Genomic DNA, 24,927 nt, shown 5'->3' on the forward strand with positions numbered 1-24,927 from the left:
CCCTCTCCGACGAGGCCGCCCAAGATGACCGAGTTCTTCACCACTGCCCTGCTCCTGACCATTTTCGGGAGCCTGCTGATCACGAGTGCCTCGCTCAGTCGAACCCTCGAGCGGGTGGGCATTCCCGTGGCGCTGCTCTTCCTCTTCCTGGGGATGCTGGCGGGCGAGCAGGGCATCGGGGGGATCGCCTTCGAGGACTACCGTTTCAGCTTCATCGTGGGGACGATCGCCCTCGTCCTCATCGTGTTCGACGGTGGATTCAATACCACGTACGCGTCCATCCGGGAGGGGATCCGTCCCGCGCTTCTACTGGCGACGGTCGGGGTGCTCCTCACGGCGGCGCTGACGGCCGTCTTCGCGCGCGCCATCGGCCTGTCGTGGGCAGAGGCGGTCCTGCTTGGCGCGGTCGTCTCTTCGACGGACGCTGCCACGGTCTTTGCCGTGATGCGCGGGAGCAAGCTCTCTCTGCAGCGAAGGGTGGGTACCACTCTCGAGCTCGAGTCAGGCCTGAACGACGCGGTGGCCGTGCTTCTCACGATCGGAGCCACCCAGGCCGTGGCGACCGGTGAAGTTCCCGGGGTTTCGGCCCTCTGGGGAGTGCCGTGGCAAATGGCCGTCGGGAGCCTGACAGGACTCGCCCTCGGGCGACTCGGGCGCTGGTTGCTCGTGCGCGTTCGTATCTCGACGGGCGGCCTCTACGCGGTCGTCACGATGGGCCTCGCCCTCTTCTCGTTCGGCATCGCGACGCTTCTCGGTGGGTCGGGTTTTCTCTCCGTCTTCGCCACGGCCAGCGTCCTCGGCAACGGGCGCATTCCCTACCAATCAGGTCTGCGCAGGATCCACGACGCCATGGCATGGCTGAGCCAGGTGGCCATGTTCCTGATGCTCGGCTTCCTGGTGTTCCCGAGCCGTATCCTCTCGGTCGCGCTACCCGGCGTACTCCTCGCGCTCTTCCTGGCATTCGTGGCTCGGCCGATCGCGGTGGCGGCCTGCCTCCTGCCCTTCCGTTTCCCTGCCAAAGAGGTCGGCTACATCGGCTGGGTGGGCTTGCGGGGCGCCGTGCCGATCATTCTCGCGACCTACCCGGTGCTCTCGGGAGTCTCGGGCGCCGAGCGAGTGTTCGACATCGTCTTCGTTCTCGTGGTGGTCAACTCCCTCGTTCCGGGCGCAACGATTCGCAGGGTGACGAAGTGGCTCGATCTCGATGTTCCGCCCGCCGCCGAGCTCCATGCCACGCTGGAGATCACGTCGATGGGTGAGATCGACGGTGACCTCCTTCTGTTCCATATCGATTCCAGCGTCCTCGCCTGCGACGGCGCGATCCGCGACCTGCATCTACCAGAGGGCGCCTCGATCGCGCTGATCGTCCGAGGATCGAAGCTGCTCGCGGCCCGGGGCCCGACGATTCTTCGCGCGGACGACCAGGTGTACGTCTTCAGTCAGCACGAGGACAGGGCGCTGGTGACGCTGATCTTCGGTCAGCCCAAGGATGTCTGAGGCCGGGTTGAGATTCGAACGAGCGATCAGGCCAGGAGGCCGCGCACGACCGTTCCGTGTACGTCCGTCAGCCGGTATCGGCGTCCCTGGTGGCGGTAGGTCAGGCGCTCGTGGTCGATTCCCAGAAGATGGAGCAGCGTCGCGTTCAGGTCGTGGACGTGCACCGGGTTCTCCGTGACGTTGTAGCTGAAGTCGTCCGTCGTGCCCCAGATCTGGCCCGCGCGCGAACCGCCGCCCGCCATCCACATCGACGTGCAGCGCGGATGGTGATCGCGGCCGTAGGTGGTCGGGGTCAGCGTGCCCTGGCAGTAGGCCGTGCGGCCGAACTCGCCGCCCCAGACGACGAGCGTGTCGTCGAGGAGGCCGAGGCGCTTGAGGTCCGTCACGAGCGCAGCGGACGCCTGGTCGACATCCTTGCACTGGGTTCGGATGCCTGCGGGTAGGCCCTCGTGCTGATCCCAGCCCTGGTGGAAGAGCTGGACGAAGCGCACGTCGCGCTCGAGCAGGCGGCGCGCCAGGAGGCAGTTCGCGGCGAACGTGCCGGGCTTGCGCGCGTCCTCACCGTAGAGCGCGAACGTCGAGTCGGGCTCCTCCGCGAAGTTCGCTGCTTCGGGGACGGACTCCTGCATCCGGTAGGCAAGTTCGGCCTGGTTCCAGCGGTCCAGCGCGGCCGTGTCACCCGTCTCCTGGAACATCGCGTCGGCCGCCCTGTGCTGTGCGTCGAGCATCCGGCGGCGCGTCGCGCGATCGATCCCCGCGGGGTCGCCGAGGAACAGCACGGGGTCGGCGCCTGCACGGAGCTGGACGCCCGCGTGCCGCGCGCTCAGGAACCCCGAGCCCCAGAGGCGATCGTAGAGCGGCTGGCCGCCCTTGCCCTGGGTCACGAGGGAACAGAACTGCGGCAGATCCGGGTTCAGCGTGCCGAGCCCGTAGCTCAACCAGGCGCCGAGGGAAGGGCGGCCCGCGATCTGCGAACCCGTGAGCGCGAAGGTGGCGGCGGGGTCGTGGTTGATCGCATCCGTGACGAGGGTACGCACGAGGCAGAGGTCGTCGGCGATCTTCGCGGTATGGGGGAGGAGGTCGGAGACCTCCATGCCGCACTCACCGTGGCGCGCGAACGGGAAGTGAGAACCGGCGAGCGGCAGCGACGCCTGGTTCCCCGACATCCCGGTGAGGCGCTGGCCCTTGCGCACCGACTCCGGAAGCTCCTCGCCGTTGCGCGACTGGAGGATCGGCTTGTGATCGAACAGGTCGATCTGCGAGGGGCCGCCGCTCATGAAGAGATGGACGACGCGGCGCGCGCGCGGAGCGTGGTGTGGCCCGTTCTGGCGCGCCGTTCCTGGGTTTGCCTGGGTGGGCGGAGTCTCGCCGAGCGCGAGACCGGCCAGCCCCGCGCCCGCGCCACGGAGCAGTGTGCGCCGATCGATTCGGAGGTCTTCGTGCATCGGGGTCACCTGGTTCATGGGGGAGGGCACGATCAACGCCTCTGGACGACGTCCTGGAAACCGAGCAGGGTGCTCGCCACGACTGCGGTCGCGGCGACCTCGATGCTGACGGTCTCGTCGACTGGCTCACTGCGCGCCGTTTCTGCGTCCGCCACGACGGGATGAACGGCTCGCTCCAGATCGAATCCAGCGAGAGCGACCGCTTCGGCCGGCGCTGCGCGGTAGATCTCGCGCTGCTCGTCGAGAAGCTCCGCCATGGCGTTGCGCTCGCCCTCCAGCGGCTCTCGCGTCAGCAGCGCGCGGAAGAGGTAGTCGACGCGCTTGCCGATGTCGTCGCCGCCCGCGTCCACGGCGGCCGCCCCGAGGGCGGCCGCCACCGCCACGAACTGGGGATCGTTCCAGAGCGCGAGGGTCTGGAGCGGCGTCGACGTGGAGCCTCGCTTCACGGTGCAGACCTCGCGCGAGGGCGCATTGAACATCGTCATCGTCGGTGGCGGCGAGGTGCGGCGCCAGAACGAGTACATGCTGCGCCGCGTCAGGTCCTGTCCGCGGCCGACGGGGTAGACGACGCCGCGCTTCTCCTGCCAGAGCCCCGGGGGCTGATAGGGGTAGACGGACGGACCGCCGCGCTGCTCGCGCAGGAGGCCCGCGGCGAACAGCGCAGCGTCGCGCACGACCTCGGCCGAGCGGCGCGTGGTCGCCGCCCGCGAGAAGAGCGAGCCGTCCGGGTCGCCCGTGAGGCTGGCCTCCGACGCGCGGCTCGACTGCCGATAGGTGGCGGACAGCGCGAAGCGCCGCAGCATCGCGCGGTAGTCCCAGCCGGAGTCGACGAAGTCCCGCGTGAGCGTGTCGAGCAGCGCGAGGTGCACGGGCTCCTGGCACTGGCTTCCCATGTCCTCGGGCGTGGGGACGAGGCCCACGCCGAAGGCCTGGCGCCACAGCCGGTCGATCTGGACGCGGGTGGTGAGCGGGTGATCCGGGTGCGTCAGCCAGCGGGCGAGATCGAGCCGCGTGGAAGGCGCTTCGTCCGTGAAGCGGGGCAGAGCCTCCGGCGTGGCAGGTTCCACCGCGTCGCCGCGGTTCTTGTAGTCGCCGCGATGCAGCACGTGGGCGACGTGCCTGGCGGCGGGGAGATCCGGTGATGCTTCCATCGCCATGATCTGGCGTATCCCATCGCGGAGTCGGTCTCGCCGCTCGCGCGCTGCCTGGAGCTCCGCGAGTGCGTTCGCGTACTCTTCCGGAAGGCTCTCGGGCAGAGGAGCGCCGCCGCGAGCGGCCACAGCGATCGACTCGTCGCTGGCGACGTGCCCGCAGACGAAGACGTCGTCGACCCCGCCGCCGCGGAAGCCCTTGTCGCGGAAGCGGCTGCCGATCGTGAGGTCGCCGATGGAGCCGCCGCGGATCGTGCGGGTCAGGTGATCGCGGATCACCTCGACCGGCGCCTCGACGCCGTCGAGGTAGAGCTTCAGCCCGGCCGCGCGGCTCGAACCGTCGTAGGTGAAGGCGACGTGGGTCCAGGCCTCGATCGGCAGCGGGTCTGCCGAGCGAATCGCGATGGCGTCGCCGGGCCAGAAGTGAACGAGGGCGACGAGCAGGTGCCCGTCATCGATCAGCATCTGGTAGCCGCGGCTGCCGGAGTCGGTCCACGACTTCGTCCGATGGATGACGACAGCGCGCTCCAGCACCTGGGCATCGTTCGGAACGCAGAGGCGCAGGCCCACCGAGATGGGCTCGCTGCGCTCGATGATCCCCGTTCCAGGGAACGCGACGGCGTTCTCGCCGGACAGTCGGTACGCGACGCCGCCTGCGCGCTCGATGGCCGCTGGCTCGCCGCCGAGCACGTAGTGTGCGTTCGGCTTGCGCGCGGGTGATTCGAAGTCGACGAAGACCGGCAGGTCCAGCGCGACGAGGCTATCGCTCTCCGGGTCGAGCGGAGGGAGCGTCGCCTCGAGTTCGGCGACCCGTGCTTCTAGTTCGGAAAGCTCCGTGACCTGCTCGTCGGTCGGCAGATCGAGCGCCGGCGTCGGCACCGCGTTCGTGAAGTGCGAGTAGAGACCGGACTCGTCGATGTCGTCGAAGAACGCGAACAGGCTGAAGTAGTCCTTCTGGGTGATCGGATCGAACTTGTGGTCGTGGCAGCGCGCGCAGCCGATCGTGAGGCCCAGGAACGCGCCCGCCATCGTCTCGACGCGATCGCAGACCGACTCGACGCGGTACTCTTCCTCGACGCTCCCGCCCTCGTTGGTCTGACGGTGCAGTCGGTTGAAGGCCGTCGCGAGCCGGGTCTCCTGCGTTGCTTCGGGGAGCAGATCCCCTGCGAGCTGCTGGGTCACGAACTCGTCGTAGGGCAGGTTGGCGGCGAACGCACCGATCAACCAGTCGCGCCACGGCCAGACGTTCATGCCGACGTCGGACTGGTAGCCGAACGTGTCCGCGTAGCGCGCCACGTCGAGCCAGCCCGCCGCCATGTGCTCGGCGTGTCGCTGGCTCGCGAGCAGGCGTTCGACCGCGCGCTCGTAGCGATCGGCGCCCTCGTCGCGGAGGTAGGCATCGAGTTCCAGGACGGTGGGCGGGAGGCCCGTCAGGTCGAGATGGACGCGGCGGAGGAGCGTCGCCGGGTCCGCGGGTGGCGCGGGGGCAAGGCCGGCTTCCTCTAGCTTTGCGTGCACGAAGAGATCGAGCGGGTCGCGGGCCCAGGCGGCGCCTGCTTCGGTGTCGGGTGCTCCATGGCGGATCGGCGCTGCGAAGGACCAGTGCTCCGTGTACTCGGCTCCCTCATCGATCCAGCGCGCGAGCAGGCCGATCTCCTCGTCGGTCAGGGAGAGCTTCGACTCGGGCGGCGGCATCACGCGCTTCGCGCTCGCGTGCGTGATGCGGCTCAGCAGTTCACTGCCCGCGCTGTCCCCCGGAACGATGGCAGCGGGCACCCGGGCGAGGTCGTCGATCGCGGAGTCGCGAACGTCGAGACGAAGATCGGCGGCCACGCTCGCAGCATCCGGTCCGTGGCACTGGAAGCAGCGATCGGTGAGGATCGGGCGGATCTGCGACGCGAAGTCGATGCGGCCCGTGGTCGCCTGTGGGGGCGACGCCGGGGCGCTCGTCAGGAGCAAAAGGAAACTGAGCAGCGGCACCATGGGGTGAGCCTACTTGAACACTTCCGCGTTCTTGTTGCCTCCCGACATCAGGTAGGCGACGAGGTCCTTGAGCTCATCTGGGTTGAGCGTGTTCAGGAGACCCACCGGCATCTGCGAAAGCTCGGCCTCCTTGATCCCCGTGACCTCGGAAGCCAGGAACACCACCGGATCAGCCGCCGGGTCGCGGGGGTAGACGACGATCTCGCCCTCTTCCTCGACCATGATGCCCTCGGCGATCTGTCCGTTTCCGTCCGCGACCACGTGCGCGCCGTACTGGTCCGAGATGATCTTGCTCGGTTCCACGATCGCCTCGACGAGGTCACCCATCGAGAACTTGTTGGCGACGGTCGAGAGATCGGGCCCGATGGCGCCGCCGGCTCCGTCGAAGCGGTGGCACGCGCTGCACGAGATCGCGTGGTAGAGGTTCTGTCCATGGTCGAAGCTGCGTCCCGAAAGACCGGAGTCGACGACCGCCATGACGTCCTCGACCGTCCAGTCGCGGCCGGGCCCCGTGGGCGGCGTGACCTCGAAGTCGAGCTTGGCGATGAGCGGCTGGCCGAGGAGACCGGCGAGCGCGCGCTCCTCGGCGGGCTCGAGTGTGTCGATGGCGTCCAGGCGTATGTTCTCCAGGAAGCCCGAGTAGCTCGCGCCTCCCGGGTGCTGGGCCGCCACGGGGAAGAACTGGAAGTACTCCTTCCGCAGGGGAAGCGTCCAGCCCGCCGTGGCCGTGCGGAGGCTGAGCGCCACCTGGATGTCCTCGAGCGGCGGCATGTTCGCCAGCATCTTCGCGATGGGCCCGCCGTAGCCGTCGTTCCGCTGGATGAGGTCGGCCCAGGGAGGGAGTTCGGTGGTCTGTTCCTGACGCATGAACGCGATCCCCTTCGCGACGACGTCCGGAGAGTCCAGGGCGACCAGCAGGGGCACCAGTTCAGCGTTCAGTGCGCTGGAAGCGGCGGGGTACAGGGGCTCGATGGCTTCGAGGACTGCGCTGCGCAGCTCCCCTTCCGGGACGCCGAGGCGGATGAACGCCAGGGAGCACGCGCGGAGCGCGCCGAGCTGCACGGACTCGTCCAGCGCGTTCCAGTCGAGGGTGCCCAGGCGGGCGAGGACTTCAGGGAGGTCGTCCGGGGAGCCCTGGCGCGCCAGCGCGACCATGGCGGTCACGAGCGCCTGGGAGCGGGCCTCCTGGAGGGCTCGCTGGCGCCAGGATTCGACGGGCTGATTCTCGATCGCGATGCGCGCGGCGAAGCGAACGAAACGGTCGGTGGAGTCGAGATGCGGCCAGGCGGCATCGACGGCGCGCGGGTCGATGCGTCCGTGGAACGCCTCGAGCTGGCGTCGCAGCTTGCGGGCGTCGTCGGTGCCAGCGAGGTCCGAAGGCGATTCGGGCTGGACGGGGTCGGTGGACTCCTCGCCGCGGTACACGATGCGATACAGCGCGGACTCGGTCCCGCGCCCGCCGACCGTGAAGTAGAGCGCGCCGTCGGTTCCGACGATCGTGTCGGTCACCGGGAGCGGCTTGGCCCAGGCGAAATCCTCCTTGGTCGCGACGTAGGTCGATCCCTTCTCCTCCGTGTGGATCGCGTAGATCGTCCCGTAGGTCCAGTCGAGGATGAAGAGCGCCCGCTGGTATCGAGCCGGGAATCTGGCGCCGGTTCCGAAGACGATACCGGTGGGGGACCCCGGTCCGATCTCGATGACGGGCGGGAGCGAGTCCTCGTAGTAGGGCGGCCACTTACCGGTCCCGCCGCGCCAGCCGAACTCGGAGCCGCTCGTCGCGTGGCACACGCGGGTGGGGCGGTACCACGGCAGGCCCGTGTCGTACTCCATGTCCGCGTCGTACGTGAATATCTCGCCGTCCTGGTTGAGGGCGATGTCGTACTGGTTGCGATAGCCGTTGCTCAGGATCTCGACGTTCGTTCCGTCTGGATCACAGCGCGCGATCCAGCCCGCGGGCGCCATCATCCCGACCGCGTGGCCGTTGGCGTCCCAGAGGCGGGGGAGGAGCAGGTCCTCGTCCCAGTTCGAGGGGGCGCGTGAGCGGTCGAAGTCGGGGACGTCGGTGTGGTTGCCGCCGATGAAGTAGAGCCCCTTGCCATCCTCGGTCGGGATGACGGCGTGGACGCCGTGTTCGCCGCCGCTCTTGGACTGGTTCACGATCTTCGTCGCGCTGTCGAGCCGGTCGTCGCCGTCGGTGTCGCGGATGCGCCAGAGGCCTTGACCGTAGACGTTGGCGTAGAGGGAGTCGAAGGCCCAGCAGAGCCCCTGGGCTCCGCTGACGCCCGCGTCGACTCGCTCGACGGTCGTGACCGCGTCCGGATCGCCGAGTGACGCGGGCGTGATGCGGTAGATGCCCGCGCCCGCCTGGTCGCTGGCGTAGAGCCGTCCCCTGTCGTCCGTGGTCAGCGAGACCCAGGAACCCTGGATCTTGCGCGGAACCTCGTACAGCAGCTCTGCTTCGAAGCCGCCTTGGAGGTGCAGGCCAGGCGCAGCGCGCACCTGCTGGGTCCGTGGCCGCGTCGCTTCCTCCGAGAGGATGCCGAAGTTCTGGAGGCCCACCTCGCCCGTCCAGGGGAGATCCTGATCCCCGACCATGCCGAGGACGTCAGCCTTCGACCAGATGCCGGCCCGCGCGTTCTCGGGGCTGGCGGCGTCCCATGTGCCGTCCGTGACCAGGACCGTCTCCTTGCCGATCGCGAGCCGAAGGGCGAGGCCCGCGGGTCCTCCCTCGTTCGTCCCGCGGATCTCGATCGTGTTCGTCCCGACCACCAGCGAACCGGAGACATCGGTGGCGAGGACGCGGTTCCAGCTGGAGTGGTTCGCGACGGTCTGATCGTTGACGATCACCATCATGACGTTGTCGCAGCTCGCGGTCAGCATGGCCGCGACCTCCACCTCGTCCTCGAGGTCGAAGGATGTCCTGAACATCACCCGCTCGTTCGCGCTGACGGGCTCGAGCCAGACCCACGCGGGCCTCGCCTGATCCTGTGACATCTGTTCCCGAGGCTGCACTTCCGTGAAGGCCTCGGTCGGAACGAGGAGAGCCCACGGGGTCGCTGCGGTCAATGCTGCCAGGAGCAGGGGAAGTTGGGTCATCGGTCTCTGGGCTCAAGCCCGTGCGGGGCGGGGAGAGGGGCGGGGATCGTTCCATGAAGGCAAGCCTGGGCCAGCTCTCCGTTCGGAACAGGGAGATCCTACTGCGTCCCCCGGCGCGCGCCCACGCTCCGAACCTCTTCGCCCGATCCGCCCGGCTGGACCTTTACTTCCCTCGATCACTCCCGACGGTACATTCACGCCCATGGCCCATGCCGCACCTGGAGATCGACCTGCCCGAGAGGTGCACTGCGCCGACGCGCTGGAATGGCTTCCTACGAACCCGCTCTCGGATGATTGCGCGTTGCTGACCTCGCTCCCCGACCTCTCCGAGTTTCGCAGGACGACGATCGACGAATGGGTGGCCTGGTTCGACGCTGCGGCAGAAGCGGTCCTGCGGGCGACGCCCGACGGCTCGGTCGCGATGTTCTACCAGTCCGACGTGCGCCTCGACGGCCGCTGGATCGACAAGGGGTACCTCGTGCAGCGCGCAGCTGAGCGCACCGGTGACTCACTGCAATGGCACCGGATCGTTTGCCGTGCACCGGCAGGAACGCCGACCGGTCGTCGTCCGGGCTATGCCCATCTGCTGTGCTTCTCGCGCGGATTCCGAGCGCCAGAAGCGGACGGCGCACCTGACGTCGTGCCGGAGATGGGAAGCATGATCTGGTCCCGCGCCACGGGAACCGCCGCGTGCGAGTTTGCGCTGGAATGGCTGCGCCAGCACACGAAGGCGCGGGTCGTGGTCGATCCCTTCTGCGGCCACGGGACGGTGCTGGCGATCGCCAATCGCCTCGGGTTGGGGGCCATCGGCGTCGAGCGATCACCGGGGCGGGCGAAGAAGGCCCGCCAGCTACAGCTCTGATTTCGCGGAGAACGACGCATTCAGGACCTCTCGGCCTGGTGCTACCGGTCTGGTGCTACCGATCTGGCCGGTCCTCCATCTCACTCCGTCGCATCGGCATCGCGTCGATCGTCTCGAAGGCTTCCACGGGCTCGAAGGGCTTCGCCCAGCGCTTCTTGACCTCCCCGTCCTTGCCGACCAGCGCGCACGACCACTCACCTGCCGCGAGACCCCAGTGCTCGCGGAGTTCCTTCGCCGCCGTCGAGTCGAGCTGGCGTCCGGCCACGATCGCCGCGCGTTCACCCAGAAGGTGAACGACGCGCAGGTCGCGGGCGACGAGCCCGTCCAGGGAAGCGATCAAGCGGCCCCGCTGGATCGAAGCGTCCTTACCGTAGTCGTCTCCCTTCAGTGGCTCGCCGATCACGAGGACTCGCTCGGACCATCGGAGAGCTGAGAGGAGCCTGTCCGCCGACGGAGCCTCGTCGAGTGCCTTTCCGAGGGCCTCCGTTCGACGCTCGCTCGCGCCGATCGTTCCGGCCGCTCCGTCGGCGACTCCGTCGGCGGCGCTGGCGGCCCAGGCGTCGATCGACAGCACGTCCAGGGTGTAATCGCCCTCCTGCCCGTCCGAGACCTGCAGACCCACGTTCGCGATGTTCGCGCGATCCATGGGCTCCGCCGTGGGCGCGTATCGGCCGTGGAACACGGGCACGAAGGCGTCGAAGGGGATCGTGACCTCCTGCCATTCGGGACCACCCTCGGAGGGACGGCGCGTCTGGAACGGCGCCTGCCAGTTGTGATCGCTGCGTCCCTTTCCCGTGCGGAGGTCCTGTCCTGTGCGCAAGCTCACGCTCCAGTTCCTTCCGTCTCCGCGGACACGGAGTCGCAGCCCGTCGAAGTCGGAGAGGGCCAGAGGTTCGGTCGGCTGCACGCGGAACGAGGCGAAGCCCCCGTTGTTCTCCAGGCTGAGTTCGCCCGCGAAGCGAGCATGCTCGTCCGTCCAGGAGGCCTTGCCCGTGGAGACCCCTCCCATGACGCGGTCATGGTTCGAGGTCCATGGGTCGATCGAAGCGGCCTTCTCGAACCGGAAGAGCTCGCGGGTCTGGACGTCGTCGGTCATCTGGGATGAGATGGCTGCAAAAGCGGCGCATGCCGCCCACGAAAGGATGCCTGGATTCATGGGATGTCCCTCCAAGGGCCTGTTCGATCGGGACGCCGTCGCGGATCCATGGGACTTGTCATGGATCACTCGCTTTCACGAAATCGCGGTCCCTACCACGAGAATCTGGCGCCCAAGAGCAGCGCGCTGTGTCCGTACTCCGTTTCCACGCGAAGGCCTTCGTTGGAGGCTCCGCTCTCGCGTCCCATCTCCGGATCGAACGCTCGAAAGAAGCGTCCTTCCGCGAACAGGGCCACGCCAGCAGAGACCTCGCGAATCGCCCCAAGCATGAACTGAGCAGCGGGCGTTTCGGTGGAGTAGCTTCCGTCAGCGCCTGTGTTGCCGCCGCGTAGATCCATGTCGACCTCTTGCGCCAGCCCGAATCCCAGTCCCACGTAGGGGTCGAGGGCCCAGCCCGTATCGAAGCGGTAGAAGGCGTTGAGCATCACGGCGACCGACGCGAGATCGCCGTCGGTCCCGAGCACTGTCGATCCCGCGCGAGCCTCGTCCAGGTCGTTCGAGCGGTACATGTACTCGAGTTCCAGCGACCAGTTGCGGTCGATGTCGTACCCGAGAGCAGCGCCGAACATGAGGCCGGCGTCGAAGCTGCCCTCGGTCGCATCGATGACGCTGCCGCCCCGAAGGGTATCGACCTCCGTGTCCTCGAGCGAACCGTAGCCCGCCAGTGCCTTGCCATAGAAGCCGCGGTCCCGGCGAGGAGCTTGTCCGCCAAGAATGTCAGAAGTGGCGCAAGCGGTGAGGGGCAGTGCGGCGAGTCCGAGCGACGAGAGCTGGACGAGGAACTGGGTTGCTGCGTGGCGCATTGGCATTGGTTCGGGCAGGGACCGCGAAGGTCCGTGGGAGCTCCGATGGAGCTTTGGGAGACGGGCCACCGGGTGGGGCCCACACCCTCAGAGGTTCGAGCCCTGGACGGCAGATGGCGATGACACCAGCGTCATTCCCTTTGGCCGCCCTCGTTCGAAGACCCGATTCTGTGAAGAACCTGAGAAATGACGGGCTCGTCATTCCCCGGCGAGCGACGGGGGTCGAGACTGGGGCCATGCCCTTGCTCCTCCTGGTGGACGACGATGCCAAGCTCGCGCGTGACCTGAGCGTTGGCCTCGCGGTCTACGGTTTCTCCGTCGTGACCGTCGGGACGCTGGAAGAAGCGCGCACGCGGCTCGCGGGCGTGGAGTCCTTCGCTCTCATCTTGCTGGATGTGACGCTCCCGGACGAGGATGGCTGGGTGCTCGTCGAAGAACTCCGTGGCGCAGGCGACCACGTCCCCGTGATCTTTCTCACCGCCCGAAGCGTGCTGGGCGATCGCGTGCGAGGCCTTCGTCTCGGAGCGGACGACTACGTGGTGAAGCCCTTTGAACTGGAGGAACTCAACGCACGGATCGAGGCTAACCTGAGGCGGCATCGGCCTGATGAGGTCTACATGGTCGATGGTGTTCAGGTGAACATGGATGCGAGAACCGTGGTGCGGGATGGCCGGCGGCTGGAACTCAGCCAGAGAGAATTCGGTGTGCTGGCCGCGCTGATCCGAGCCGAGGGTCGCGTGCTCACCCGACGGGAGCTCTTGCTCGAGGTCTGGGAGATGAGCTTCGACCCTGGCACCAACGTCGTGGATGTCGTGGTGCTTCGACTGCGCAGGAAGCTGGACATCGGCGGGCGACACACGATTCAGACTGCGATCGGCCAGGGGTACTCGGTTCGTGCAGAGCGCGTTCAGTCATGAAGGGCCACGGCTGGTCGATTCGATCGTCGGCAGGAGCTCTGTTCGCGGGCACGGCCAGCGTCTTCCTGGTCGTCGCGGGCATCGTTCTCTCGGGCGCCTATTTCCTGATCATGGCCTCGGAGCTCGATGAGGAGCTGCTCGAGGTGATCGCCAGTATGAAGCCGCGACTGGAAGAGGCGGGGGACGACCGGTCTTTCTTCTCGGCAGCCGTGGGCGCGACGATCAGCTCGGAGCTCGAGACTCCGATGGCCTGGCGCTTGCGCGGCTCGAACGGCGAGGTGCTTCATTCGGTGGGGCCTGCGTCACTGCTGGCCGTTCTGGCAGCGACCCCGGAGGGCGTGGGGCCGCTCGAGGTCTGGCGGCCCACACTGACGACGCGTCAGACGTTCGTGGCTCTGCCCGGGAGCTGCAAGGCTGACGCCATTCTCGACGGAGCCGGCTGGCTGGGGCGGACGCGGATCTTCGCCGCTTCCATGGGAGCCGTCGCCATCCTGGGATCGCTGCTCTCCCTTCTCGTGGGCCGGGCCTTCGGCCGACGAATCTCCGAACTCGTCACGCGAGTCGCAGACGAGGTTTCGACTCAAGGGGATCAGGTCGAGCTCAGCGGCACCCGAACGCCGGGAACGCCGGTCGAGGTTCGGGCCGTCGCGCTGGCGATGGAAGCGAGGCTCTTGGCCCACCGGACCGAGATGGAGCGTAGCCAGATCCTCGTCGCCGGCCTCGCGCACGATCTGAGGGCTCCGGTTCAAGCGCTCCTGACGAGCACCCAGGTCGCGCTCATGGAGGGCGGAGGCACGGATCCAGGGAAGGTCCTCCAGCGCCACCTCTCCGAGATCAGAAGCCTTGCGCGCGCCATCGACAACATCATGGAATGGGGCGCACCCCGGCACGCCGCAGCGGCGGCAACCTCCGTCGCGTTCGACCTCAGAGTCGAAGTGCGAGATCGATTGAGAGGCGAGGAAGAAGCCGCTGCGCGGAAAGGTGTCTTCCTGGACCGCATAGAGAAAGGAGAGCTCGCCTACTCGGGAAGTCCTGATTCGATCGTTCTTGCGATCCGCAACCTCGTGGGCAATGCGATCGACTGGTCGGCGCCGGGGGGCGAGGTGACTCTGACGCTCGAGGGGCGAGCTGATCGAATCGTGATCAGCGTCGAGGACCAAGGGCCCGGATTCCAGGCCGATGAGATCGATCGTCTCTTCGAACCATTCATCCGAGGCGTCGCTGCGCCGGGAAAGCGAGCGGGCTACGGCCTCGGCCTGGCGATCGTGGCGGCCGTCGCGAGGCGTCATGGCGGCGAAGTGACTGCCGGGAATCGACCTCCGAAGCCGCAGGGCTCTCTTGGCGCCACGCCCGGAGCTCGTGTGATCATGACCTTGCCGAAATAGCAGGTAGAGCGAGTCCCTCGCCGTTTCCGTCTGCGCAAGGCAGGCGTCCTGGGCACCGCGCGACCGTCCTCGTTCATGGCGCAGAGGTCTCGAGGACGCGTTCCTCGAAGCGGCCAGCTTCGAGTTGCCACGCGCGAACGGATCCGATCGAACCACCCCTCGCTTCTGCGATCACGTAGCACCAGCTCGAGTAGGCGCCTGCCCGGTCGGATTCGCTCGGGATCGCGGGCTCGTCGGGGTGGGAATGCCAGACGCCCAGGACGATCAGGCCTTCGTCCTCGGCTCGGAGTTCCGCCGCGAGGAAGTCCTCGGGGTGGACCTCGAAGCGCTTCGGAGCCGCGGCGAGGTTGCGGCAACGGGCGGCGACGGTCGCCTCGTCGCGATCGTGCCCGCGGGACCCGAGGAGAAGGCCGCACGCCTCCCTCGGGTAGGCCGCCTGGCTCTCCTCGGCGATGGCGGCGCAGACCTCGGCGCTGAGGCGCAGGGGCTTCATCGGCCTACCGGTTCCAGACCGGAGCCAGCAGCGACCGCTTCCCGTCCAGCGACAAGGCGCGGCCCGCGTGCTCCGGCTCCATCGACGGCTCACGCTCGCGCGCCTTGTCCCAGAGCTGGCAGGTCACTTCCTTGTGCTTCTGGTCCAGGCCCTCGCAGTAGTTCGTGAAGATGCAGCGGCGCACCTCGGCGCCCTGTCCGGTGCGGACCTTGTGCCACCAGTCCGGGTCCGCGAGCGACTGGCGCGCCGCCGCGACCATGTCGCAGTCGCCTTCGACGAGGGCCGCCTCCGCCGCGTCGAACGTTCCGATCCCGCCGCAGCCGATCACGGGCACGATCGGATCGACCGCGCGCACGGCGTCGCGGATCGCGCGGGAGAGCGGCAGGTTCCGGCCGAACGGCCCCGGCGCGTCGATGCGCACCGTCGGCATGCACTCGTGACCGCTCGGGCCCGTGTACGGATAGGCGGCGGCGCCGACCCGGGGCTGCTTCGCGTCCTCGAACTTGCCGCCCTTGCTGACGGAGACGAAGTCCATGCCGTGCTCGGCGAACTGCGCCGCGAACCAGGCCGCGTCCTCGACCCGCGTGCCCCCTTCGATGACCTCGTCGCCCAGCATCCGGCAGCCGACGGTAGCGCCCTGGCCGACGCGGGCGCGGACCGCCGCGAGGACCTCCAGCGCCAGTCGCACGCGCCCCTCACGCGTCGTCCCGTAGCCGTCGTCCCGGACGTTTCGGGCCGAGAGGAAGCTCGCCATCGTGTACGCGTGGGCGAAGTGGAGCTCGACGCCGTCGAAGCCCGCGGCGATCGCCCGCTCGGCCGCATCGGCGAAGAGCCCGGGCAGTACCTCTGGCAGCTCGCGGATATGGGGCTGGTCCATGTCGAAGACTCGCTCCCGCTCCCCGTACTCCAGCGCCTCGCGTTCGCGCGGATTCAGGGCGCCGAGAAGGTCTTCGTGGGGGAGCGCCAGGAGCGCGTCCCGGACCTCGGCTTCGGTCGCCGACTCCGTGAGCCCGGCCGCCAGGCGATGACGGTCGGAGACCGCCAGGAAGCGTCCGACGAACGACGCCTTCTCGGGCCGGCGCCGGATCCGCAGGAAGTCGATCAGCTGGATCAGGAGACGAGTCTGCCCCTGGCTCCGCTCGGCGACGTGCTCGACCAGCTTCCGAAGGCCGGGAACGTAGCGGTCGTGACCGATGCGCAGAAGCGGCCCGGACGGCACGTCGCGGATGCCCGTCGCCTCGACGACCAGGACGCCGGGCCGCCCGTCGGCGAAGCGTCCGTACCAGTCGATCACCTCGGGGGTGGCGTCTCCCTCCTCGGTCGACCGCCACGGGACCATGGCCGGAACCCAGGTTCGCGAACGGGCCGTGAAGGCGCCGACGCGGACGGGCGAATAGAGCCGGCTCATGTTCGCCTCGGCCGAGGTGGGCCATACGGCCCGCGGAAGTGGGTAGGGCTGGGCCCTGTCCGTCGAGGGTTCCTGGGATTTGGTCACGGAAGGACGATAGCGGAATGCCGTTCTCTTGGGGTGGATTGACAGGCGAGGACGCTACCCTGAACGCCATGGAGATCGCACTGGTCACAGGCGCCACGGGCGGAATCGGCGGCGCCATTGCGAGGCGCCTGGCCGCCATGGGCATGCACGTGCTCGCCACGGGGCGCAGCCTGGAGAAGGTGGAGGCGTTCGCAGAGGGCGTCAACGCCAACGAGCTGATCGAAGGGAAGTGCACGCCGCTCCGGCTCGACGTGACGAGCGGGGACAGTGTCGCCCAGCTCGTGAAGCGCCTCGATGAACTCGAGATCGGGGACATCGACTGGCTCATCAACAATGCTGGCGCGGCCGATACGGCGCCGGGCACCCGCGAGGGCAACCATGCCCTCACGCGGCGCCTCATGGAGATCAACCTCTACGGCCCGATGCGGCTCTTCGATGTCTTCGGCCGGGGCATGCTCGATCGCCAGACCGGCGGGATGATCCAGGTCGCCTCGTCGGCGGGCCTCAAGGGTTACGCCTACGTTTCTGCCTACGCGGCGAGCAAGCACGCGCTGCTCGGCTGGACGCGCTCGCTCGCCCTGGAGTGCGCCCCCAAGGGAGTCATCGTGTCCGCGGTTTGCCCGCACTATGTCGATACGCCCATGACGGACCGTAGCATCGAGACGATGAAGCTGCGGTCCGGGCGGAGCGCCGAGGACCTGCGTTCGTTCGTGGCGTCCGAGAATCCCGGTGGCGTCATGGTCACCCCCGAAGAGGTCGCCGACTCGATCGTCGATCTCATGGGCGCCCACAACGGAGGCGTGGTCATCGAACTTCCGGGCGGATCGCGCCAGATCATCGAGACCGGAATTCCGCTCGAATCGAGTCACCGAGGAGGCCGCTGATGCTGCACAAGATCTTTCGACGCACCCGCACGACTCGCTTTGGACCCGATGGCGCGCCGACGCGGCTCAAGCGCTGGGCCGTGCGACCTGAAGGCTGGAAGGCCGCCCAGGGCTACGAGAACGGCGTGGTCGTGGAGAGCGGCGGCCGGATGCTCTTCATCGCTGGCCAGATCGCCTGGGACCAGAACCAGAAGCTCGTCGGCAAGGGGAACATGGCGGAGCAGTTCATCCAGGCCCTCGACAACGTGCTCGTCGTCGTGGACGAGGCGGGCGGCCGACCCGAGGAGATCGTTCGCATGACGGTCTACGTGACGGACAAGAAGGCCTACCTGGAGGCAACCCGTGAGATCGGGGCCGCCTGGCGCAAGCGACTCGGAAAGCACTATCCGGCGATGGCCCTCGTGCAGGTCGCGGACCTTCTCGAGGAGCACGCGCTCGTGGAGATCGAAGCGACGGCCGTGATCGGCTGACCGCCAGGCTCATCGGGCTCTGTCGCTTGCTATGATTCGGGGCATGACCGCCCACGGAATCAGCCCCGACAGGATCCAGCCCGAGCACTTCCACTACGAAGAAGCGGACGGTGTCGCCACGATCCGCCTGAATCGCCCCGATCGCCTGAATGCGCTGACGTTCGACTCCTACGCAGAGCTGCGCGATACGTTCGCCGCGCTTCGGACCCGCGATTCGGTGCACAGCGTGCTGCTGATCGGCAGCGGGCGGGCCTTTTGCTCCGGGGGCGATGTGCGCGACATCATCGGGCGTCTCTTCAACGTGCCCGACTCGACGCTCGTCGCTTTCACCCGGATGACGTGCGATCTGATCGAGAACATGCGCCTTCTGGAGAAGCCCATCGTCGCCGGCCTCAACGGGCTCACCTGCGGCGCAGGCGCCGTCATGGCGGCGGCGGCCGATATCCGGGTGGCGGCGAAATCGGCGAAGATCGCGTTCCTTTTCACCCAGGTCGGGCTCTGTGGAGCCGACATGGGGGCCGCGTGGCTCCTGCCCCGAATCGTGGGGCTCGGTCACGCGTCCGAGCTGCTCATGACCGGCGACTTCATCACGGCGGAGCGCGCGGGCGAGATCGGGCTGTACAACCATGTCGTCGAGGACGACGCGCTGGAGGCTCGCGCGATGGAGCTGGCGCAGAAGCTCGCGAAGGGACCGGGGATGGGCCTCGCCGTCACGAAGCGCATGCTGAACGCGGAGGCACACATGAGCCTTCGGGACGCGATGCAGGCCGAGGGCTGGGTCCAGGCAGAATGCATGAAGCACCCCGACTACCGCGAGGCGTTCGAGGCCTTCACGGAGAAGCGCGAGAAGGACTTCGGGAAGAACCGCTGATGGGCGCGATCGATTCGACCGGGCTCGATCTCACCGCGCTGGAGCGCGAGGCCGCCGCGTTCGCCGCGCAGTTCGAAGCGGACTTCGATCGCTTCGAAGGCACCGCCTCGGTGGAAGCCGAGATCGAGGCCTTCCGGCATGCGCACGGGCGCGTGCGCGAGGGCGGCTGGTTCTCCCACGTCGTGCCCGAGGATTTTGGCGGCAGTGCCGTTAGCGGCCGTGCCCTCGGCGACAGTGCCCTTGGCGGCAGTGCTTCTGGCGGCAGTGCTTCTGGCGGTGGGGCGCTCGGCGAGGGCGCGACCTCCGACACGGTCTGCGTGCGGGCGCTCTGTGCGATCCGCCAGGCCTTCGCGTTCCGCCACGCGATGCTCGACCTCGCGTTCGTCGAGCAGGGACTGGGGTCCTTTCCCATCGCGCTCGGTTCCCGGTTCGGCGGAGCGCTGGACGCGGAGCTGACGGACGTGCTCGCGCGGACGGCGCGCGGCGAGCTGATCCCGGCGCTCGGCTTGACCGAAGCCGGCGCGGGCTCGGACCTCGCGGGCGTCGCCACGCGGGCCGAGCGGCAGTCGGACGGTGACTACCTCATCAGCGGCGCGAAGACCTACATCACCAACGTCGGCGTCGCGGACTACTACACGGTGCTCGCGCGGACGAGCGGTGCAGCCGGTGAGCGAGCCGGTCTCACGATGTTCTACGTGCCGCATGCTTCGGAAGGCCTCGGAACGCGCTCGTTCCGCGTGATGGCGCCGCATCCGATCGGCGAGGTGCTCTTCGATTCCGTGCGCGTGCCCGCGCGCCACGTGCTCGGGGAGGTCGGCGCCGGGATGGACCTCGCGCTCGGCAACCTCGCGCGCTTCAGGATCACCGTCGCCGCCGCCGCCAACGGTTTCGCGCGCCGCGCGCTGACCGAATCCGTCTCGCATCTCTCCCGGCGCGAGCAGTTCGGCCGTCCGCTCTCGACGTTCCAGGGGCTGCGCTTCGACCTGGCCGAGATGGACGTCAAGCTGCGCGCGGCGGAGCTCTTGACCGCCGAGGCGGCGGCCCGCGTGGACTCGGGCGCGGACGCCACCGCCGAGGTCGCGCGCGCCAAGCTGTTCTCGACCGAGTCCGCGTCCTGGATCTGCGACCGCGCGGTCCAGCACCACGGCGGCCTCGGAGTCCGCGTGGGCAGCGTGGTGGAGCGGCTCTTCCGTGACACGCGCGCGCTGCGCATCTACGAGGGGACGAGCGAGGTGCAGAAGCTCGTTCTCGCCAAGCACGTCCTCAAGACCACTCCGATCGAACCCGCGAAGCCCGAACAGGTCCCCGGTGAGGGGCACAACGACTGATGCCAACCTACCAGCGCATGCTCTTCGTCTGTCTCAACGACCGCGGCGACGGCCACCCCAGGGGATCCTGCTCCCGCAGCGGCGGCGAAGAGCTTCTCGACAGGCTGCGTGGCGATCTCGCCGACCGCGGCCTGAAGGGCCACGTGCGAGCGGTCGGGACGCGGTGCCTTGGCCAGTGCGCCCACGGCCCGGTCGTCAACGTTCAGTCCGAGGACGTCTGGTACGGGGGCGTCCAGGCGTCCGACGTGCCGGATCTGATCGACCGCCACGTCCTGAAAGGGGAGATTCTGGAGCATCTGGTGGTGCCGGACGAGGCGCTCATCGGCAAGGACCACGCCGAACAGCCGCTTCCGCCCGTCAAGCGATAGCGATCGTCTGCCCGGGGTACTGGAACAGGGGCTCGTCTGTCATACTGACGGCCCCCTATCCCAGGCACAGCCATGACGACCACGCGACTCAGTCTCTTCGACCTTGCACCGGACAAGGTCCTCCTCGATCGATACCGGATCCACAGCGGGCACCGCGAGAACGGCATGTCCGCCGCCTTCAGGGTCCACGACCTGAAGCACAAGGAGGCGGAGCGCGAACTCCAGGCTTTCCCCGCGTCGCTCTTCGAGAACGTCAAGCAGGCCGAGGCGTTCGCGAGCACCCTGCGCGGCTGGTCGAAGCTCGACAGCAGCGCCATCCTCTCGCTGCACGACGTCGTGGTGCTCGATGACGGCGCGGTGCTGTCGATCTCGGACTTTCCTCCGGGCGAGGGGCTGCGGGACCTCATGGCCGAGCGCAAGACGATGCCGGAGGACGAGGTCGTGGCGCTCGGGATCGCGCTGCTCGATGGACTCGAGGTGGCGCACGATGCGGGGCTGATCCACGGCGACATCAAGCCGGGGACGATCTTCATGGGGGCCAAGGGCGGCGCGGGACCCGTGCTCGTCGATGGGGGCGTGACGCCCGGCCTGTGGGCTGCCAAGCATCTGGGAACCCGCACGGCCCTGATCGGCACCCCGTACTACGCGCCTCTGGAGCAGTTCGGCGGCGACTCGCCGGACGAACGCTCCGACATGTACAACCTGGCGACCGTGATGTACCAGCTCATCACCGGCGTGATGCCCTGGCGCGGGAAGTCCTACATCGAGGTGTTCCAGTCGAAGATGCAGCCCGCGGCACCGTCGATGCGATCGGTCGCGCCGAGCATCGAGGTGAACTCCGACCTGGAAGCGGCCATCGCCACGGCTCTGCGCGGCAAGCGCATGGAGCGCCACGAGTCCGCGGCGGCGTTCCGCGAGGCGCTCTCCGAGATCGACTTCGAATAGCGAGGAAGGCGGCGATGACAGGCTTCGACGCGACGTTCCTGCATGAGCTCCCCCGGGAGTTCAACCTCTGCACGTACTACCTCGACCGGAACCTCGAAGAGGGGCGAGCGGACAAGGTGGCCGTGCGCGTGGGCGAGGAGGGGCGCACGTACCGCGAGGTGCACGAGCGCGTGCTGCGCCTGACCGCGGCGCTCCGCGTTGGATCTGATGCGCGGGAGGGGCTGCGTCCGGAAGAGCGCGTCCTCATCGTCCTGCCGGACGGATTCGAGTTCGTCGAGACGTGGTTCGCCGCGCTGCGTGCGGGCGGCGTGTTCGCGATGGTGAACCCGCTCCTGAAGGCGAAGGACTACGCCTACTACCTCGAGTACACGAAGGCCGCGGTCGTGATCACGCACGAGAGCGTGCTGCCGGAGATCGCCGAGCCACTGAAGGGCGCGCGCTTCTGCCGTCAGGTGCTCGTCGTGGGCGAGGACGCCGGCGGCTTCACGCCGTACGAGGACGCCCTGGGGGGCGCGCCGTCCGATGCAGCCGCGAGCGCCGTCGAGCCGACGGGGCCGGACGATCTCGCGGGCTGGCTCTTCACCTCGGGCTCCACGGGCGAGCCCAAGGCCTGCGTGCACGCACATCGCGACTTCGCCTATGCGACCGAAACCTATGCACTGCAGGTCGCAGGCTACCGCGAGAGCGATATCTGTCTCTCGGTGCCCAAGCTCTTCTTCGGCTACGCGACGGGCACCAACCTGATGTTCCCGTTCCGCGTCGGCGCGACGGTCGTGCTCTTCGAGGGGCGCGCCACTGCGGACGAGGTGCTCGACCAGATCGAGCGGCACCGGCCGACGTTCCTCACGGGCGTACCGACGCTCTTCAACAACGTCCTGCGCTCCGAGCGCGCGGCGGCCATGGACCTCTCCTCGCTGCGCGTCGCGCTGTCGGCGGGGGAAGCGCTGCCGCCGAAGCTCTACGTCGACTGGAAGGAGCGCACGGGCGTCGAGATCCTCGACGGCATCGGCTCGGCCGAGATGTTCCACATCTACATCTCCAACAAGGAAGGCTCGGTCGTCCCCGGCGCGCTCGGCCGACTCGTGCCCGGGTACGAGGCGCAGATCGTGGACCCCGACGGGAATCCGATCGAAGGCGACGAGCCAGGTCGGCTGCGGATCGCGGGTGGCTCCACGGCGCTCTGCTACTGGGGCGACAAGCAGAAGTCCAACGAGACCTACCAGGGCGCATGGTGCACGACGGCGGATGTCTTCCGCCGCGATGCCGACGGCGTGTTCTGGTACGTGGGTCGCGGCGATGATCTTCTGAAGGTCAGCGGGATCTGGGTGTCGCCGCTGGAGATCGAGAACGCGCTCCTCGGGCACGACTCCGTGCACGAATGCTGCGTGATCGGACGCGAGGACAGCGATGGCCTCGTCAAGGCCCACGCCATCGTGGTGTGCGCGGAAGGCGCGGCGGGCTGCGACGAGCTGGGGGCCGAACTCAAGGCGTTCCTCAAGGATCGTCTCGCGCCGCACAAGTATCCCCGCAGCTTCGAGTGGCGCACCGAGGCGCTGCCGCGGAACGACCGCGGCAAGGTCGCGCGGAAGCTCCTCGTTTGAGACGCCCTCCCGCGCACGCTCTGCCGACACTCCTCACAGCGGCCGCCGCCGGCGGCCCATTGCCCCATGCATGAATTCGCCAAGCTCACCTGGCCCGAGGCCAGGGAGCTCTTCGCTGCCGATCCGGTGGCTCTCCTGCCCGTCGGGGCCACCGAGGCCCACGGCCCGCACCTGCCGCTCGATACCGACGTCACGATCGCCGTGGCCCAGGCGCGGCGGGCGGCGGAGATGCTGGCGGCCGAGGGCGTCAAGCCCATCGTGATGCCGCCGGTCGCCTACTCGGTGGCGCAGTTCGCCTTCGGCTTCCCCGGGACGATCACGGTGCGGCCCTCGACGCTCTGGAACCTCGTGGAGGACATCGTCGAGAGCCTCGAGCAGCACGGGGTCCGCCGCGTGGTGCTCTGCAACTCGCACCTGGAGCTCCAGCACGTCCAGCTGCTCCGGGGCGTCGCCACGGACCACGCGAAGAAGACGGAGCGGCACGCGAAGCTGCTCTTCCCCGATATCACGCGGAGGCGGTGGGCCAGCACGCTGGGGGAGGAGTTCCTGTCCGGCGAGTGCCACGCGGGTCGCTACGAGACGAGCATCGTGCTCCAGGCTGACGCAGGCCACGTGCGCGAGGCGGAGCGGGCGGCGCTGGAGCCCAAGGCCGTCGGCCTCGTCCAGAAGATGCTCGCGGGGGCCAAGGACTTCCTGGAGGTCGGGGCCGACGAGGCCTGGTGCGGCGATCCGGCGTCGGCCACGGCCGAGGAAGGCGAGCGGCTCATCGAGCAGCTCGCGCGCATCTCCGTCGAGACCATCCGCGAAGAATGGCCGGAACTATTCTCATGACCGCCTACAGCACTGTCCTCCAGGTCCGGTTCGGCCACGTCGACCCCGCCGGGATCGCCTACTTCCCGCGCATTTTCGACTACGTCCACGACGTCTTCGAGGAGGTCTGGGAACTCCACGTGGGGACCCGGTACTACCATCTCCTCCTGGAGGAGAAGATCGGTTTCCCGCTGGTCCACTCCGAGGTCGACTTCAAGAAGCCGCTCCGCTTCGGAGATCGGCCGATCGTCAGCGTGACCTGTTTCAAGCTCGGCCGTACCTCGATCGGCCTTCGGTATCGATTCATGCTCGGGGATGAGGTGCACCTGGAGGCCCGAATGATTACCGTTTCCACGCACCTGGAGACCATGGAGCCCTTCCCGATCTCGGACGAGTTCCGGAAGCGCTTCGAGCTTCTGCTCGAGCCGGGCGCCACGGTAGCGTCCGGAACTCGGGCCGAGCCCACCACCGCATCCCAAAGGCCCCACCCATGACCGCAGGCCAGCGAATCGCCGAGATCTACGCATCCGGCAAGCCCGTCTTCAGCTTCGAGTTCTTCCCGCCCAAGACCGATCAGGGCGCGGAGAACCTCATGCGGACGGCGGCGGATCTCAAGGAGAGCGTCGAGCCTGACTTCATCTCCGTCACCTACGGAGCCGGCGGCACGACCCGGGACCGGACCCACTCGGTGGTGACGCAGATCCAGGACGACCTCGGGATCACCGGGCTCGCGCACCTGACCTGCGTCGGCGCGTCCTCCGAGGAGATTCAGTCGGTGGTCCAGCGGTTGGAGGACGCGGGCGTCCGCAACGTGCTGGCGCTCCGCGGAGATCCGCCGGAGGGCGCCGAGCGCTTCGAGGTCCACGAGGGCGGCTTCGGCCACGCGACCGACCTCATCGCCTTCCTCCAGGAGAATCACGACGTCTGCATCGGTGGCGCGTGCTATCCGGAGTCGCACCCGGAGGCGACCTCCGCCGAGGAGGACCTGCGCTTCGCGAAGGCCAAGCAGGACGCGGGCGCGGACTTCCTCACGACGCAGCTCTTCTTCGACGACCGCCTCTACCTCGCCTTTGTCGAGCGCGCGCGCGCCGCAGGCATCACGATTCCGATCGTGCCGGGGATCATGCCGATCACGAATGTCGCTCAGATCCAGCGCTTCACGAAGATGTGCGGAGCGAGCCTTCCGGAGAAGCTGCTGGATCGGCTTCGCCCGGTCCAGGACGACCCCGCCGCCGTGATGGCGACGGGCATCGAGTTCGCGATCACGCAGTGTCGCGAACTCCTGGAGAAGGGGGCGCCCGGCATCCACTTCTACACGCTGAACAAGAGCCACGCGACGCGCTCGGTGCTCGCCGCGCTCAGGTAGC

Annotated in this window: 21 protein-coding genes; 14 read left to right on the plus strand and 7 right to left on the minus strand. The window is 68.2% G+C overall.

The features are described from left to right. Positions 1–24: 24 nt before the first annotated feature. Entirely contained in the window at positions 25–1,497 is a 1,473-nt protein-coding gene (locus tag Poly30_RS08120) for a potassium/proton antiporter (protein ID WP_145196119.1), read from the plus strand. Positions 1,498–1,523: 26 nt separating this feature from the next. Here the strand turns inward: Poly30_RS08120 and Poly30_RS08125 are convergent, their stop codons facing one another. The 3 genes from Poly30_RS08125 to Poly30_RS08135 are packed head-to-tail and all read right to left on the minus strand — an operon-like array spanning position 1,524 to position 9,172. Next, positions 1,524–2,960, minus strand: coding sequence for a DUF1501 domain-containing protein (locus tag Poly30_RS08125; protein WP_419191110.1), 1,437 nt, complete (start codon positions 2,958–2,960; stop codon positions 1,524–1,526). A 14-nt stretch (positions 2,961–2,974) separates the two neighbouring features. Continuing rightward, the gene (locus tag Poly30_RS08130) at positions 2,975–6,076 is read right to left on the minus strand and encodes a DUF1549 domain-containing protein (RefSeq protein ID WP_145196120.1); all 3,102 of its coding nucleotides are present in this window, start codon (positions 6,074–6,076) and stop codon (positions 2,975–2,977) included. A 9-nt stretch (positions 6,077–6,085) separates the two neighbouring features. Next, positions 6,086–9,172: a c-type cytochrome gene (locus Poly30_RS08135; RefSeq protein ID WP_145196121.1), complete on the minus strand. Its 3,087-nt coding sequence runs from the start codon at positions 9,170–9,172 to the stop codon at positions 6,086–6,088. Between the two features lie 202 nt (positions 9,173–9,374). On the opposite strand from Poly30_RS08135, the gene Poly30_RS08140 reads away from it, so the two are divergent. Further along, complete coding sequence (locus Poly30_RS08140; RefSeq protein ID WP_145196122.1) at positions 9,375–10,034, plus strand: class I SAM-dependent methyltransferase; 660 nt, start codon at positions 9,375–9,377, stop codon at positions 10,032–10,034. A gap of 55 nt (positions 10,035–10,089) precedes the next feature. On the opposite strand, the gene Poly30_RS08145 is transcribed toward Poly30_RS08140, so the two are convergent. After that, the gene (locus tag Poly30_RS08145) at positions 10,090–11,130 is read right to left on the minus strand and encodes a CIA30 family protein (RefSeq protein ID WP_419191111.1); all 1,041 of its coding nucleotides are present in this window, start codon (positions 11,128–11,130) and stop codon (positions 10,090–10,092) included. A 152-nt stretch (positions 11,131–11,282) separates the two neighbouring features. Further along, positions 11,283–11,993 (minus strand): outer membrane protein, encoded by a 711-nt coding sequence (locus tag Poly30_RS08150; RefSeq protein ID WP_419191112.1) that lies wholly within the window; start codon positions 11,991–11,993, stop codon positions 11,283–11,285. 236 nt (positions 11,994–12,229) lie between these two features. Between Poly30_RS08150 and Poly30_RS08155 the strand changes: the two genes are divergently transcribed. Both Poly30_RS08155 and Poly30_RS08160 read left to right on the plus strand, forming a co-directional pair. Then, entirely contained in the window at positions 12,230–12,910 is a 681-nt protein-coding gene (locus Poly30_RS08155) for a response regulator transcription factor (RefSeq protein ID WP_419191113.1), read from the plus strand. Beyond that, positions 12,907–14,295 (plus strand): sensor histidine kinase, encoded by a 1,389-nt coding sequence (locus Poly30_RS08160; protein ID WP_145196125.1) that lies wholly within the window; start codon positions 12,907–12,909, stop codon positions 14,293–14,295. The genes Poly30_RS08155 and Poly30_RS08160 overlap by 4 nt, the downstream gene beginning before the upstream one ends. Positions 14,296–14,368: 73 nt before the next feature. Here the strand turns inward: Poly30_RS08160 and Poly30_RS08165 are convergent, their stop codons facing one another. Both Poly30_RS08165 and Poly30_RS08170 read right to left on the minus strand, forming a co-directional pair. Further along, a complete protein-coding gene (locus tag Poly30_RS08165) occupies positions 14,369–14,788 on the minus strand; it encodes a M67 family metallopeptidase (protein WP_145196126.1) in 420 nt (139 codons plus the stop codon). Between the two features lie 4 nt (positions 14,789–14,792). Continuing rightward, a complete protein-coding gene (locus Poly30_RS08170) occupies positions 14,793–16,283 on the minus strand; it encodes an oxidoreductase (protein WP_419191114.1) in 1,491 nt (496 codons plus the stop codon). Positions 16,284–16,300: 17 nt separating this feature from the next. On the opposite strand from Poly30_RS08170, the gene Poly30_RS08175 reads away from it, so the two are divergent. The 10 genes from Poly30_RS08175 to metF all read left to right on the plus strand — a co-directional run bounded on the left by Poly30_RS08175 (position 16,301) and on the right by metF (position 24,926). Continuing rightward, positions 16,301–17,167 (plus strand): SDR family NAD(P)-dependent oxidoreductase, encoded by an 867-nt coding sequence (locus Poly30_RS08175; RefSeq protein ID WP_145196127.1) that lies wholly within the window; start codon positions 16,301–16,303, stop codon positions 17,165–17,167. Further along, on the plus strand, positions 17,167–17,637 hold the full coding sequence (locus Poly30_RS08180) for a RidA family protein (RefSeq protein ID WP_145196128.1): 471 nt from the start codon (positions 17,167–17,169) through the stop codon (positions 17,635–17,637). The genes Poly30_RS08175 and Poly30_RS08180 overlap by 1 nt, the downstream gene beginning before the upstream one ends. A gap of 43 nt (positions 17,638–17,680) precedes the next feature. Then, positions 17,681–18,508 (plus strand): enoyl-CoA hydratase family protein, encoded by an 828-nt coding sequence (locus Poly30_RS08185; RefSeq protein WP_145196129.1) that lies wholly within the window; start codon positions 17,681–17,683, stop codon positions 18,506–18,508. Further along, positions 18,508–19,836, plus strand: coding sequence for an acyl-CoA dehydrogenase family protein (locus tag Poly30_RS08190; RefSeq protein ID WP_145196130.1), 1,329 nt, complete (start codon positions 18,508–18,510; stop codon positions 19,834–19,836). The genes Poly30_RS08185 and Poly30_RS08190 overlap by 1 nt, the downstream gene beginning before the upstream one ends. After that, entirely contained in the window at positions 19,836–20,204 is a 369-nt protein-coding gene (locus tag Poly30_RS08195; protein WP_145196131.1) for a (2Fe-2S) ferredoxin domain-containing protein, read from the plus strand. The genes Poly30_RS08190 and Poly30_RS08195 overlap by 1 nt, the downstream gene beginning before the upstream one ends. A 72-nt stretch (positions 20,205–20,276) precedes the next feature. Beyond that, positions 20,277–21,149: a serine/threonine protein kinase gene (locus tag Poly30_RS08200; protein WP_145196132.1), complete on the plus strand. Its 873-nt coding sequence runs from the start codon at positions 20,277–20,279 to the stop codon at positions 21,147–21,149. Between the two features lie 14 nt (positions 21,150–21,163). Continuing rightward, positions 21,164–22,750, plus strand: coding sequence for a benzoate-CoA ligase family protein (locus tag Poly30_RS08205; protein ID WP_145196133.1), 1,587 nt, complete (start codon positions 21,164–21,166; stop codon positions 22,748–22,750). A gap of 66 nt (positions 22,751–22,816) precedes the next feature. After that, positions 22,817–23,581, plus strand: coding sequence for a creatininase family protein (locus tag Poly30_RS08210; RefSeq protein WP_145196134.1), 765 nt, complete (start codon positions 22,817–22,819; stop codon positions 23,579–23,581). Beyond that, a complete protein-coding gene (locus tag Poly30_RS08215; RefSeq protein WP_145196135.1) occupies positions 23,560–24,054 on the plus strand; it encodes an acyl-CoA thioesterase in 495 nt (164 codons plus the stop codon). The genes Poly30_RS08210 and Poly30_RS08215 overlap by 22 nt, the downstream gene beginning before the upstream one ends. Further along, positions 24,051–24,926, plus strand: coding sequence for a methylenetetrahydrofolate reductase [NAD(P)H] (gene metF / locus Poly30_RS08220; RefSeq protein ID WP_145196136.1), 876 nt, complete (start codon positions 24,051–24,053; stop codon positions 24,924–24,926). The genes Poly30_RS08215 and metF overlap by 4 nt, the downstream gene beginning before the upstream one ends. The last annotated feature ends 1 nt before the right edge of the window (position 24,927 follow it).

Origin of the sequence: Saltatorellus ferox, assembly GCA_007751475.1 — a bacterium.
Lineage (GTDB): Bacteria > Planctomycetota > UBA1135 > UBA1135.